The sequence below is a fragment of the Comamonas sp. DB36 genome, assembly GCF_057914905.1.
Genome location: NZ_CP196633.1, coordinates 388,864 through 401,891 on the forward strand (window position 1 = coordinate 388,864; position 13,028 = coordinate 401,891).

The 13,028-nt window shown below is 65.6% G+C and carries 11 protein-coding genes; 3 read left to right on the forward strand and 8 right to left on the reverse strand.

Annotation, left to right across the window (positions count from 1 at the left end):
• The first annotated feature begins 37 nt into the window (after positions 1-37).
• Positions 38-1,360 (forward strand): fumarylacetoacetase, encoded by a 1,323-nt coding sequence (fahA, locus tag ACSVDO_RS26135; RefSeq protein ID WP_489597509.1) that lies wholly within the window; start codon positions 38-40, stop codon positions 1,358-1,360.
• A gap of 34 nt (positions 1,361-1,394) precedes the next feature.
• Here fahA and ACSVDO_RS26140 read toward each other — a convergent pair whose 3' ends face one another.
• The 8 genes from ACSVDO_RS26140 to ACSVDO_RS26175 all read right to left on the reverse strand — a co-directional run bounded on the left by ACSVDO_RS26140 (position 1,395) and on the right by ACSVDO_RS26175 (position 9,228).
• Positions 1,395-2,408 (reverse strand): Ldh family oxidoreductase, encoded by a 1,014-nt coding sequence (locus tag ACSVDO_RS26140; RefSeq protein WP_489597510.1) that lies wholly within the window; start codon positions 2,406-2,408, stop codon positions 1,395-1,397.
• Between the two features lie 3 nt (positions 2,409-2,411).
• Positions 2,412-3,347 carry a hydroxyacid dehydrogenase gene (locus tag ACSVDO_RS26145; RefSeq protein ID WP_489597512.1) on the reverse strand — a complete coding sequence of 312 codons (936 nt, stop codon included), beginning with the start codon at positions 3,345-3,347 and terminating at the stop codon, positions 2,412-2,414.
• A 52-nt stretch (positions 3,348-3,399) separates the two neighbouring features.
• A complete protein-coding gene (locus tag ACSVDO_RS26150) occupies positions 3,400-4,326 on the reverse strand; it encodes a Bug family tripartite tricarboxylate transporter substrate binding protein (protein WP_489597514.1) in 927 nt (308 codons plus the stop codon).
• Between the two features lie 200 nt (positions 4,327-4,526).
• A complete protein-coding gene (locus tag ACSVDO_RS26155) occupies positions 4,527-5,702 on the reverse strand; it encodes a UxaA family hydrolase (RefSeq protein WP_332549217.1) in 1,176 nt (391 codons plus the stop codon).
• Between the two features lie 54 nt (positions 5,703-5,756).
• Positions 5,757-6,038, reverse strand: coding sequence for a UxaA family hydrolase (locus tag ACSVDO_RS26160; RefSeq protein ID WP_332549215.1), 282 nt, complete (start codon positions 6,036-6,038; stop codon positions 5,757-5,759).
• A gap of 279 nt (positions 6,039-6,317) precedes the next feature.
• A complete protein-coding gene (locus tag ACSVDO_RS26165) occupies positions 6,318-7,067 on the reverse strand; it encodes a GntR family transcriptional regulator (RefSeq protein ID WP_332549213.1) in 750 nt (249 codons plus the stop codon).
• Positions 7,068-7,218: 151 nt separating this feature from the next.
• A complete protein-coding gene (locus tag ACSVDO_RS26170; protein ID WP_489597516.1) occupies positions 7,219-8,178 on the reverse strand; it encodes a Bug family tripartite tricarboxylate transporter substrate binding protein in 960 nt (319 codons plus the stop codon).
• Positions 8,179-8,568: 390 nt separating this feature from the next.
• Complete coding sequence (locus ACSVDO_RS26175) at positions 8,569-9,228, reverse strand: BON domain-containing protein (protein ID WP_332549209.1); 660 nt, start codon at positions 9,226-9,228, stop codon at positions 8,569-8,571.
• Between the two features lie 348 nt (positions 9,229-9,576).
• Here ACSVDO_RS26175 and ACSVDO_RS26180 point away from each other — a divergent pair, with 348 nt between their 5' ends.
• The gene (locus tag ACSVDO_RS26180) at positions 9,577-10,812 is read left to right on the forward strand and encodes an MgtC/SapB family protein (RefSeq protein WP_489597518.1); all 1,236 of its coding nucleotides are present in this window, start codon (positions 9,577-9,579) and stop codon (positions 10,810-10,812) included.
• Between the two features lie 469 nt (positions 10,813-11,281).
• Positions 11,282-12,967 (forward strand): ShlB/FhaC/HecB family hemolysin secretion/activation protein, encoded by a 1,686-nt coding sequence (locus tag ACSVDO_RS26185; protein WP_489597519.1) that lies wholly within the window; start codon positions 11,282-11,284, stop codon positions 12,965-12,967.
• Positions 12,968-13,028: the final 61 nt, after the last annotated feature.

A 13,028-nucleotide genomic window follows, 5' to 3' on the forward strand; every position in this document is an offset into this window, starting at 1 on the left:
CCCGGCGCAGCCGGCGCGCCATTTCCAGAAATCTTCCATGCATACGCTCAACCATACCCACGACGCCCAGGCGCGCAGCTGGCTGGCATCCGCCAATGCGCCCGACTGCGACTTTCCCATCCAGAATCTGCCGTTCGCCGTGTTGCGCCCGGCGGGCACGCAGCAGGCGTTTCGCGGCGCCGTCGCCATCGGCGATCAGGCGCTTGACCTGGCGGCGCTGGCCCGAATCGGGCTGCTGGCAGCGCCCGCGCAAGCCGCGGCCCAGGCCGGCGCGCAGGAAAGCCTCAATGCCTTGATGGCGCTGGGCCCGAGTGCCTGGAGCGCGCTGCGCCATGCGCTGTTTGCCCTGCTGCACCAGGCCAGCGCCGCCGAGCAGGCCGCGCTGCGCGACTGCCTGCTTCCGCTGGCCCAGGTGGAATACGCCGTGCCTGCGCGCATCGGCGACTACACGGACTTCTATACATCGCTGCACCATGCGCGCAACTGCATGCGCATCATGTACCCCGATGGCGACGCGACGCCCAATTTCCGCTGGATGCCGCAGGCCTACCACGGCCGCGCCTCGTCGGTGGGCGTCAGTGGCCAGCAGTTTCGCCGGCCGTTGGGACAGTCGCTGGCGCCGGGCGAGCAGACGCCGGTGTTCGCTCCTTGCGCCCGCCTGGACTACGAGCTCGAGATCGCCACCTGGATAGGCCAGGGCAATCCTGCGGGCGAGCCCGTGGCGCTTGACGCCGCCGAGGCGCATATCTTCGGCCTGAGCCTGCTCAACGACTGGTCGGCGCGCGATATCCAGGTGTGGGAAATGCAGCCCCTGGGCCCGTTCAACGCCAAGAACTTCGCCACCACGGTGTCGCCGTGGATCGTCACGCTCGAAGCGCTTGCGCCGTATCGCCTGCCCTGGAACCGACCCGCCACCGAGCCCCAGCCCCTGGCCTATCTGGAATCCGCCGCCAACCGCAGGCAGGGTGCGTTTGACATCCAGCTCCAGGTCACGCTGCAAAGCGCGCAGGCCACGGCCGCCGGACTGCGCGGGCGCAGCATCACGCAGACCAGCTTTCGCCACCAGTATTGGAGCATCGCGCAGATGTTGGCCCACCACACGGCAGGCGGCTGCAACCTGCAGGTGGGCGACCTGATCGGCAGCGGCACCATCTCGGGCCCGAGCGCCGGCGAGGCCGGGGCGTTGATCGAGCTCACGCACGGCGGCCAGCGGCCCGTGGACATAGGCCATGGCGAGCAGCGCGGCTTCCTCCAGGACGGTGACAGCGTGATCTTTCAGGGCTGGTGCGAAAAACCCGGAGCCGCGCGCATAGGCTTTGGCGAATGCCGCGGCACGGTGCTGGCCGCGCGCCCGGTCTGACGTCTGCTGCGCGCGCGGCACGCATAGACGGGCATCAAGCCAGTGCGGCAATCGCGTCGATGGTGGCTTGCGGCACTTCGATGCCTGCGGCCGCTTCGGCCCGGGCCAGCAGGTCGAAGCGCCGCTGTCCGGGTAGGCGCACGCCTTCGTCCACCAACATCGCCGCAATCAGTGCCTCGATGCGCTCGGCGTACACCGCCGTGCCGCCCAGGGCGCCGGGATCGATCACGATGAAGGCCTGGCCCAGGCGCGGCTGGTTGCCTTCGTCTTCGAAGAAGGTGTCGGCCTCGGCGCCGAAGTGCGCGCCGGTCAGCGTGGTGACCAGCAATTCGACGATCAGCGCCAGCATCGCGCCCTTGACGCCGCCCATGGGCAGCATAGAGCCCTGCATGCCCTTTTGGGGGTCGGTGGTCGGCTGGCCTTCGGCGTCCAGCGCCCAGCCCAGCGGAATGGACTCGCCTTTCTTGGCCGCGACCATGAGCTTGCCGCGCGCCACCTCGGACAGCGACAGGTCGATGCTGAGGGGGCGGGCGCCGCCGCGCCGGGCGCCGCTGCGCGGAAAGACCGCGGCGATGGGGTTGGTGCCGAAGATCGGCCGTTTTCCCCCGGCGGCCGGCATGGCCGCGGGCGAATTGCTGCAGGCGATGCCGACCATGCCCGCGGCGGCCACCGCATCCAGATGGTAGGACGACATGCCCGAGTGATGGCTGTTGGTGATGGCCGCAATCGCAATGCCCGTGGCGCGCGCGCGCGTGATGGCCTCGTCCACGGCCAGCCGGCAGGCGGGAAAGGCGAAACCATTGGCGGCGTCGATCAACACCGCGCTGGCGCGCTGGTTGGCGATGAAAGGCACGGCGTTGCCCATGACGCGGCCGGCCTTGAGATGGGCTACGTACATGGGCACGCGCGACAGGCCGTGCGACGGCAGGCCGCTGGCCTCGGCTGCGACCAGCGCCAGGGCCGTGGGCGCGCTTTGCGCCGGGCTGGCGCCGGCCTTTTGCAGAACGTCATTGATCAGTGCCGTCAAGGCGGCGCGGGAATGTAGCATGGTTCAGTCTTTCAGGATGCGGGCCACGGCGGCCGCGATCAGCGTGGAAACACGCACATTCGATTGCGCGGTCACGCCGGCCACATGCGGGGTGAGTATGACGTTGGAACAGCCCTGCCAGACGTTGGGCACGGTCAGCGGCTCGGGCTCGAAAACGTCGAAGGCCGCCCCTCCCAGTCTGCCCTCCTTCAAGGCGGAGGCAACCGCGGCCTCATCGACAATGCCGCCGCGCGCGGTGTTGATGACGATGGAGCCAGGCTTCATCTGCGCGATGCGCGCGGCCGAGAGCATGTGGGCCGTCTGCGCCGTCAGCGGCACATGCAGGCTCACCACGTCGGCGCAGGCCAGCAGCGCGTCCAGGCCCAGCGGCGTGACACCGTATTGCCGCCAGGCGGGATGGTCCGGCGCCACCATCGGGTCATGGCCGACCACGCGCATGCCCAGTGCCTGCGCCAGGCCGGCGGCCAGCCGCCCTATTCCGCCGAAGCCGACCAGGCCCAGACAGGTGCCTGCGGTCTCGCGTCCGTTGGACAGCGCCGCGCGCGGCCACTGCCCGCCGGCGACCTGGGCGCTCGAAAGATACACGCCGCGCAGCAGCAGCATTGCCGTGGCGATGACATATTCGGCCACGGCCAGCGCATTGGCCCCGGTGGCGGGAATCACCACCATGCCGCGCGCCTTGCACGCTTCGACATCGATGTTGTCCAGGCCCACGCCCAGTCGACCGATCACGCGCGCCCTGGTGCACGCGGCCAGCAGTTCGCCGCGCAGCTGCGTGCGGTTGCGCACGATCACGGCGTCGGCCGTGGCCACGGCCTGATGCAGCCGCGCGCCATCATCGACCAGGCCGGGGTCATAGACCACCTCGAAGTCGGCGCGCAGCGCATCGACGGCTGCCTGGTCCATGAACTCGGTGATGACGATTTTCTGCAGTGACATGGTGGTGTTCCGTAGGAAGTGGAGCGGCGGGCGGCAGCGGCGGGCGGTGGGATCAGCCGGTCTGGATGTTGCGTGCCTTGACGATTTCGCGCCAGCGGGCCACATCCTTCTTGATCAGCTCGCCGAACTCCGTGGGCCCCAGCCCGGTCGAGGTGAAGCCCATGGCGCCGACACGCTCCGATATCTCCTTGGAGGTGACGGCCTTGATCGCTTCCGCCGAGACCCGATCGATCACGGCCTTGGGCGTGCCGGCCGGCATCATCAACCCCGTCCAGTTCTCGAGCTCCACGCCCGGAAGTCCGGCTTCGGCAAACGTGGGCACATCGGGCAGCAGAGGATGGCGCCTTGCCGAAGTCACGGCCAGCGCGCGCAGCTTGCCGGCCTTCACATAGGTCGAGGACTCGGGCAGATTGGAGACGATGAAGTCGAGCTGCGAGCCCAGCAGATCATTGAGCGAAGGCGCGCCGCCCTTGTAGGGAATGTGCGAGACCTCGATCTTGGCGTTGAGCGCCAGCAGCTCCATGCCCAGGTGCGGCGGCGTGCCGTTGCCACTGGAGCCGCAGTTCAGCCGTTTGGCGCGCGCCTGCGCCAGCAGGTCGGCGACGCTTCTTGCGGGATTGTTTTCATTGACCACCAGCACCAGCGGGCTGGTTGCCAGATGCGCGACCGGAGCCAGGTTCTTCTCGAGGCTGTACGGCAGGTTGGAAAACAGCGACTGGTTGACCGCATGCGCAAGCGTGATCGCCAGCCAGGTGTAGCCGTCGGGGCTGGACTTGGCTGCGAGGTCGGCACCGAGGTTGGCACTCGCGCCCGCACGGTTGTCGACCAGCACGGATTGCTTGATGGCCATGCCCGTGCTCTGGGCGATGAGCCGCGCCATCACGTCGGTCAGGCCGCCGGGCGGAAACGGCACGATGTAGCGTATCGGCTTGGACGGATAGCCGTCCTGGGCCGCGGCCAGGGAGGGGACGAGCGACACGGCGCTGGCCGATGCGATCGCGTGAAGGGCATTACGTCTCGTAAGCCGATTACACCATGTGGTCATCCGGAACTCCTCTGTCGATTCTTGGCGTGGGAATGCGTTGCCGTGCATGCCGCACGGCAGGAGGGAAAGCCGCGCCGCGTGGCGCAGGCAGGCGCAGCCGGCGGCGTTGTGGCGCGCCGCCGAGCTGCTGGCGCTCAGGCGCTTTCGAACAGCCGCGTCATCACGAACTCGCGGTGGCCCAGTGCTTCTGCCGAGGTGAAGCGGCCGTTGATGGTCTGCAGCATCATCTCCAGCAGCAGGTCGCCCGCGGCGTCCATGGTCTGCTCCTTTTGCAGCAGGCCCGAGCAATCGACGTCGATGTGCTCGCTCATCAGGCGCACGGTGCGTGGGTTGGCGCAGATCTTGATGACCGGAACGATGGCGTTGCCGATCACATTGCCCTGGCCGGTGGGAAAGAAATGCACCGCGAAACCCGAGGCCGCGCACAGCGTCACCATCTCGGCCGCGGCCGACGAGGAGTCCATGAACCACAGCCCGGGCTTGTCCGGGGTCTCGGCCTTGTCGAGCACGCCGTCGACCATGCACTTCTTGCCTATCTTCTGGATGTTGCCCAGCGCCTTCTCCTCGATGGTCGTCAGGCCGCCGGCGATGTTGCCCTTGGTCGGCTGCGAATCCGACAGATCGGTGGTCGCATGGCGCTTGATCATCTCCTGGTAGCCGTCGAACATCTTCATGAAGTCGGCGCGCACCTGGTCGGTGCGGCAGCGCGCGGCGACAAGATGCTCGCCGCCCGTGAGCTCCGATGTTTCGCCGAACACCAGGGTCGTTCCCAGGCCGTAGAGCTTGTCGAACGCATTGCCCACGGTGGGATTGGCGCCGCAGCCCGAGGTGGTGTCCGACTCGCCGCATTTGGTCGAGATCCACAGATCCGAGATCGGGCATTCGACGCGGTGCAGCGTGGTCGCATGCTGGACCATCTTCTTTGCGGCCTGCGACGCGCGCATGATGGTCTCGTGGTCGCCATGGCCTTCGATGCCGAAGCCGACCACGGGCTTGCCGGTGGCAGCGATGCCGTCGACCACGGTCTTGGTCCAGCTGTCCTCGATGCCGATCACCACGACAGCTGCGACATTCGGGTTCGAGCCGGCGCCGATCAGCGTGCGAAAGTGCAGCTCCAGGTCTGCGCCGAACTGCAGCCGGCCATAGGGATGGGGAATGGCCATCGTGCCCTTGACCGCGTGCGCCACCGCTTCGGCGGCGGCATTGGACAGGTCATCGAGCGGCAGGATGATGACGTGGTTGCGCACGCCGACGCGGCCGTTTTCACGGCGATAGCCCCAGAAGGTCGTGGATGAATCGATGATGGACATGAGGTAGAGCCTTTGAGTGGACGGGGTTGCTTGGCGCAGGTGCGGGCGCTGGGCTTACCAGCGCTTGGTCTTGATGTTGTGCACGTGGGCGTGGTCGCCGGTGGCGATGCGTGCCACGACCTTGCCGATGTCCGTGCCGTACTTCATCACCGTGTCGCCCACCTCCATGTCGCGCACTGCCACCTTGTGGCCGATGGGGATGGCTGCATTGGCCTGGATGGTGATCGTGCGATCGTCATCCAGGATGAGCGCATTCATGTCTTGCCCGGCGGTGATGCCTTCGACGACGACGACAGCGACGCTGTCCTTTTCTTCATGCAGTACGCAGTGGATCAAGAGATTTCTCCTTGGTTTCGCTGGGGCTGGGGATGGCCTGGCGACTCGCGTCAGCGAATCTGAATCGCCTGAAAAGAAATATAAGTCATATGTATGACTTTGCATTCAGGGTTTTCCCAGTCGGGAAATACGCGGCGTTTGCGCGCGCACCGGGGCCGGCGTCCGCCTGCTATGCGCAGTCAGTCAGAAAAGGTTTTGGCTTGTCGTGCCCGGGGCAACCAGGGCTCTGAGCGCTGCAACGCGGCGCGGCGGCTGCCAGAATGCCGCGCGCTGCGCGCTTCAGTTGTGCGCGGAGCGGGACACGTAGTCCACGCGGCTGGAGTTGACGATGGAGATGCGCCATTCGCAGGGCCGGTTCTGCACGGTGAACGCCACGCGCTCGATGCGCAGCACCGAGGTGCCCGGCGCGATGCCCAGCAGTTCTGCACTGCGCGCATCCGCGTCTTCGGCGCGCAGACGTTCGTCGGCGCAGGCGATCGTCACGCCGAAGCGGCGCTGGTAGAGCTCGTAGATCGTGCCCGCGCGCTGAGTCAGGCATTGCTGCGTCAGGCCCTCGAACAGTTTCGCGTCGATGGAGATGCGATCGTGCACCGTCGCCAGGTTCTGCAGCGACAGCACGTTTTCAAGCCGGAACACCGCGTCGCCGGGTTGCAGGCCTAGCACCTTGGCTTCCTGTGAATTCGCCGCGCCTTGGCTGAAGGCCACGAGTTCGACCTTGGGATACTCGAAATTGCCGTCCCGGTCGGCGAGCTTGAAGAACTGGAACAGAAAGCGTTCCTCGTCGAGACTGCGCACGAAAGTGCCGCGGCCATGCTGGCGCACCAGGATGTTCTCGGCGACCAGCTCCTCGACGGCCCGGCGCAGCGTGCCGACCGACACGCCGAAGCGTTTCGCCAACACCGTCTCATTGGGGAATTTCACGCCAGGCTGCAGCGCTCCGGACGCGATCTCGGAGATCAGAATGCTCTTGACCTTGCGGTAGGCGATACCGGGCTGGGCACTGATGGTTGCGGCGGGCAATAGGGTCATGCGGTCATCATGCCTTGGGTAGACGGGGAACGGGCGGCACAGTGGCTGCAGCGATTTTAAGGTCTCTTTCCTGCCGCCCTGCCCGTTCGCACCGCCCCGTCGCCGCCTGCGCGCTGCGCCGCGCATGGGGATGTTTCAGCCCTGCCCGACCTCAGTCGATGGTGATCTTTCCGGTCTCGATCACCGACTTCCACTTCGCGTATTCCTGGCGCTGGAACTGCGCGAACTGGGCCGGCGTGTTGACCACCATCTCGAAGCCTATGGAGACGAACTGGTCCCTGACCTTGGGGTCGTTCAAGGCCTGAGCAAACGCGGCATGCGCCTTCTCGCGCACCGCGGGCGGCAGGCCCTTGGGGGCAACGATGGCCTGCCAGGAGGTGACTTCCACGTTCTTCACTCCGGCTTCGGCGAGCGTGGGCACGTCGGGCAGCACCGGGGAGCGCGCGGCGCTGGTGATGGCCAGGGCGCGCATCTTGCCGCCCTTGATGTACTGCACCACCGCGTTGATGTTCTGGAACGAGGCATCGACCTGGCCGCCCATGATGTCGGCATGGGCGGGCGCGCCGCCCTTGTACGGCACATGGATGGCGGAGGTGCCGGTCTGCTGCCAGAACAGTTCGGCAGTCAGGTGGTCGCTGGTGCCGTGGCCCGCCGAAGCAAATGTCATCTTTCCGGGATTCGCGCGCAGATAGGCGATCACGTCGGCCACCGATTTGTAGGGCGAATTCGCGGGCACGATCAGCACGTTGGGCGATTGCACGGCCACCGTGATCAGATCGAAATCCTTGAGCGGGTCATATTGCATGCCTTTGATCAGATGGGGCGTGATCGCCAGCGGACCCAGCGAGCTCACGAGAAAGGTGTAGCCATCCGCGGGCGCGCGCTTGACGAAGGTCGCGCCAATCGTTCCCGTGGCGCCGGGCTTGTTGTCGACGAGGAATGACTGTTTCAAGGCATTGGTGAGCAGCGGCCCCACGGCACGCGCGACCTGATCGGTCGAGCCGCCTGGAGGAAACGGAACCACCAGCGTGACGGTTTTTTCCGGCCAGCCTTGGGCCTGCGCCGCGAGTGCGACAAGGCCCAGGCACAGCGCTGCAAAGGTTTTCTTCATTCATGTCTCCTGCGTTATGGAATCGATAGACGCCGCCCGGCCATGCCGGCATCTGCATCTGTTGAAAGCTCCATCGAATGATAACGTTGTCATTGTTGCTGGAAATTGGCGTCTGACCTATTGCATAACTTGCTGTTTTCAAGCAAACATGGAAATTATTGGAATGAGTGCGTGAAAGGCTAACGTTGTCATTTCGGCCATGCTGGGCACTTTCCAGCAGCGGCGGAAATGCGCCGATACGGCCGCTGCGCCTGGCATGGTCGCAGCAGCGGGACAAGGGCGCCGACGTGCAGACGGACCATGGGCAGCGATGGGAATTTGGTGAGCGCGACGGCCCGCGCGCGACACTGCAGGCTGAGGCAGGCTGCTGTGCGGTTTGCGTCGATGGTCTCAGGGAGCTACCGCAATGGCATTCTCGACCCAGGTGATGCCCGGCGCCGCCCAGGCCGAGCGCTGGGCCTGCGTTTTCTCCGCCAGCGATCGGACCTTGCCGCGCAAGGTGACCCTGCCGCCCGCGACTTCGACCGTGATCCGGTCTGCGTCAAGCCGGGCATTGCGCACCAGCGCTTCTTCGATCTTCTGCTTGATATCCACCGGAGTGGCCTGCTCCTTCACGGTGATCAGGTTGGAAATGGTCTTGATGCCGTTGATGGACCGCAGCGCCCGTTCAGCGCATTCCTTCTGGTAATTCCAGTCGCACTCGCCCTCGATCTTGAGCCAGCCATCTTTCACGACGACCTTGATGCTTTCAGAAATCGTCGGCAACTCCCGCTGCAGCGCCTTGACGGCTTCCTCGGCAATTTCATAGTCGGTGCGCTCCGTCAGAAGTCTCACCTCGATGTCGTTGGCCACGCCAGTCACACCGGTCACACGCTTGGCCGCCTTCTCTGCATAGTAGGAATCCATGTAGTTTTTGACAAAGCCGGTAAGCGTCGCCACCCCGTCCCTGACGGTCACGGCAATCATGTTGTCATCCCGGACGGCAGGATCCCATTTGATTTCGTCCTCGACGTCCTTTTTGACGCTGGCATCGGTGCGATTGACGGACATATGTTCTCCTCTATGGTGCGAGCCCATTGCTCACGGCCATGGTATTTGCCGCGGCCGCAGTGACGCCGCCCGGCTGCGGCCCCAGGCCAAGCCGGACATGTCCGCTTCGCCTTGCCAGCAGCGTCGCGAATGTGCGCGTCAGCGCGGGCATTGCGCCTGGCCCTGCAGGCAAATGCAACGCGGCCTGTGCGCCGATAGAGGCGGCGCTGCCCGGCGTAAACTGAAAACCTGGCATTGGTGTGGCACAGGCATCCCGACCCGGGAAATCCCCCGCTGCGCAAGCTGCAGCGCAGACCACAGCGGGAATGCGCAGGCCCGGGTGCCGACAACTCTCCACAGGACCGTCATATGCTGCAGCATTGGAGTGGAACAGCGCCCTGGATCGTGTCGCTGGGCGTAGGCTTGCTGATCGGGGTGGCGAGCGAACGCCGGGAGCCGGCGCAGCGCAGCAGCGCCGGTGTGCGCACCCATGCGCTGACGGCCCTGCTCGGCTGCATGGCGTGGAGTCTGGGCACCGAGGCTTTCGTCGCGGCAATGCTGCTGGTGGGGGCGCTGGCGGTGGCCGCCTACTGGCATTCGGCCCGGCGCGACCCCGGCCTGACCAGCGAAGTGGTCCTGCTGTTTTCGCTGACGCTGGGCGCGCTGTCGCATCAAAGCGCCGCCACGGCGGCGGCGCTGGGCGTGCTGTGCGCGCTGCTGGTGCACTCCAAGGGCGTGCTGCAACGCTGGAGCCGTGAACTGCTGCGCGAGCATGAGCTGCGCGACGGCCTGCTGCTGGCCGCGGCCGCCCTGGTGGTGATGCCGCTTTTGCCGCAGCAGCCCGTCGATCCCTGGGGTGTGCTGCGTCTGCCTACACTGTGGCGGCTGGTGGTGCTGGTCATGGCCGTAGGCATGCTGGGCCATGTGCTGACGCGCGCGCTGGGCGCTCGCTGGGGCCAGCCGGTGGCCGGATTTTTCTCGGGTTTCGCTTCTTCCACGGCAGCAGTTGTGCACTTCGGCCAAAGCACCAGGAGCGCCGGCCAGCCTTGGACTGCGGCCTGCGCCTGTGCCATGCTGTCCCAGCTGGCGTCGCTGGGCCTGCTTGCGGCCGTGCTGGGCGCGGCCTCCATGCCTTTGCTGCTGGCCATGCTGATGCCGCTGGCAGCCGCGGCGCTTTGCCTTGCAGCGGCCGCCGCGCTGTGCCTGTGGCGTGCGCCGGCGCAGGCCGCGACCGTGCAGGCGCAAGCGGCACAGGCTTTCACCTTGTCGCAGGCCTTGCTGCTCGCGGCCGTCATGGCCCTGGTGGCGCTGCTTGCGTCCTGGCTGCAACAGCTTTTCGGCAGCGCGGGCGTGCTTGCAGCGGCCGCGATTGCGGCCTTGGCCGAGGCCCATGCGGCAGCCGCCAGCATGGCCCAATTGCATTCTTCGGGCAGCCTTTCCCTGGCCATGGCGCAGTGGGGCTGCGTCGCGGTGCTCACCGCCAGCACGCTGGCCAAGTCGGTCTTGGCATTCGTCGTGGGCGGCTGGCGCTACGGCATGGGCGTAGGGCTGGGCCTTGTATCGATGGCGGCTGCGGCCGCGCTAGCGCTTTGGTGGCAGAACTGACGGCCGCCGGGACCGAGGCCTGGGTCGGCGATCCCGACTGCCTGCGCCGGTCTGCGCCCGGGCGGCTAGCGCCGCAACACCAGGCGCAGCGCCATGCTCTCTTCCTCCGCTAAGCCAACGCTATAGCGCGGGTTTCTTGGCTCAAAGACCAGAGCGCCGGGGTGTTGCCACCCAGGCGGCTTACCTCAGTCTCACCAAGCCTAGGGTGCATTGCAGCACCCGGCTCGGAGCCTTGCGCCCCTAACTTCTGTCTTGTGATTCGGCACATCTTTTTTCTTTTTTGACCGCTTGCCCGGCCAGCAATTGCCTGACTCCGCGGCCGGCAAAGACGCTTGCCGCATTGTGGTCGGCATGGGCAGCGTGTCCATGAAGCACCGAGGAACCAGGGGGGCGATCCAATCTGTTTGCCAAATAACACAAAAACTACTAATAGTTACATAAATGAACTACTATTCAATCCATCCGTATCTTGGGGTTTCGCGTGCATAAATACAGGGTAACTGCCTACCTGATCACTGGCATTTGGGCATTGTCAGCTCCTGCCGCATGGGCCCAGCAACTTCCGAGTGCGGGCAGCCAGTTGCAGCAAATACCGCCGGCGCCCAGGCCGCAGCCCAAGCCACCGGAGATTCGCATCGAGCAGGGCCAGCAACCACCGCAGCCCTTGACGGACCAGACCACGGTCAGGGTGGACAGCTTGCGCATCACGGGTGCGCAGGCGTTCACTCAAGCGGTGCTGCTTGACGCCACCGGCTTCAAGCCGCAATCGGTGATGTCGCTGTCAGACCTCAACGGTCTCGCACAGCGCGTGACCGACTACTACCGCGCGCACGGCTATTTCGTGGCCCGGGCCTACCTGCCGCCGCAGGACATCAACGACGGCTTGGTCACTCTGGCGGTACTTGAGGGGCGCTACGGCGCGGTCACGATCAGCAATCAATCGCGGCTCAAGGACAGCGTAGTCATGGGCTTGCTGGAGCCAGCGTCCAACGATGCCGTCACACTGGCACCGCTGGAGCGCAGCTTGCTGCTGCTGACCGACCTGCCAGGTGTGCAAGTGCGCTCAACGCTCAGTCCTGGCGCGTCGGTCGGCAGTTCGGATCTGGTTCTGGACGTGGCCCCCGGACCCCTGGTGTCGGGCGCTGTCGATGGCGATAATCAGGGCAACCGCTACACCGGTCGCAACCGCGTGGGCAGCGCGATCAACCTGAACAATCCATCAGGCTACGGCGACGTTGCCAGCCTGCGCCTGCTGACATCTGGGAACGGGCTGGACTACGCGCGCGCGGCCTACCAAGTGCAGGTCGAACGCACCAAGGTCGGCGTGGCCTATGCCTATCTCGACTATAGCCTGGGAAGGGAATTCCACAACCTGCAGGCCCATGGCACGGCCGGCATCGCCAGCGTCTACGCCAGCTATCCGCTGCTGCGTTCGCGCCAGTCGAATCTGTCCGTTCAACTGGCGTTTGACAGCAAGCGCATGCGCGATGAGGTGGACAGCACCCAGCTGAGCCAGACGAAAAAAGTGCAGGTGCTGATGCTGAGCCTCAATGGCGACCACCGCGACAGCTTCGGGGCTCGGGCGATCAACACCTACAGCCTGACCGGTACGGCGGGCAATATCGATCTGCAGGATTCGGCCGCCCGGGCCGCTGATGCGGCGGCGGCCAAGACACAAGGATCCTACAGCAAGCTGGGCTTCAACCTGGCCCGGCTGCAAAGCGCCGGTGGAATGGCCCAGATCTATGCCGCGGCCAGTGGACAGATCGCTTCCAAGAATCTTGACGTGTCCGAAAAAATGCAATTGGGTGGAGCCAATGCTGTTCGCGCCTATCCCGAAGGCGAGAGCTATGGCGACCGCGGTGTTGTTCTCACTGTGGAAGCCCGCTACACCTTGCCGCCCGCAGATGCCGTGCCAGGGCAGTTCCAGCTGATTGGCTTCATCGATACCGGCGCCGTGACCCTCAGTCGCAACCCCTGGTTCACTGGCAAGAACAGCCGCAAGCTCAGCGGCGCGGGCCTAGGCCTGAACTGGTGGGTCGGCAGCGACTTCAGCATCAAGGCGTTCTACGCCCATAAAGTCGGCAATGCGGTGGCCACCTCGGCTCCGGATGCCAGCAGCCGTTTCTGGATCCAGGCCGTGAAGTATTTCTAAGCCTCGGCCCACGCCAGAACGCCGGCCCCTCCTCAGCGACCGCCTCGCACTCTTACAGCGC

Coding starts and splice junctions, on each gene's coding strand:
- ACSVDO_RS26165 (WP_332549213.1), bottom strand. CDS start 7,067: ATGACCCTATTGCCCGCCGCAACCATCAGTGCCCAGCCCGGTATCGCC.
- ACSVDO_RS26170 (WP_489597516.1), bottom strand. CDS start 8,178: ATGAAGAAAACCTTTGCAGCGCTGTGCCTGGGCCTTGTCGCACTCGCG.
- ACSVDO_RS26155 (WP_332549217.1), bottom strand. CDS start 5,702: ATGTCCATCATCGATTCATCCACGACCTTCTGGGGCTATCGCCGTGAA.
- ACSVDO_RS26140 (WP_489597510.1), bottom strand. CDS start 2,408: ATGCTACATTCCCGCGCCGCCTTGACGGCACTGATCAATGACGTTCTG.
- fahA (WP_489597509.1), top strand. CDS start 38: ATGCATACGCTCAACCATACCCACGACGCCCAGGCGCGCAGCTGGCTG.
- ACSVDO_RS26145 (WP_489597512.1), bottom strand. CDS start 3,347: ATGTCACTGCAGAAAATCGTCATCACCGAGTTCATGGACCAGGCAGCC.
- ACSVDO_RS26180 (WP_489597518.1), top strand. CDS start 9,577: ATGCTGCAGCATTGGAGTGGAACAGCGCCCTGGATCGTGTCGCTGGGC.
- ACSVDO_RS26175 (WP_332549209.1), bottom strand. CDS start 9,228: ATGTCCGTCAATCGCACCGATGCCAGCGTCAAAAAGGACGTCGAGGAC.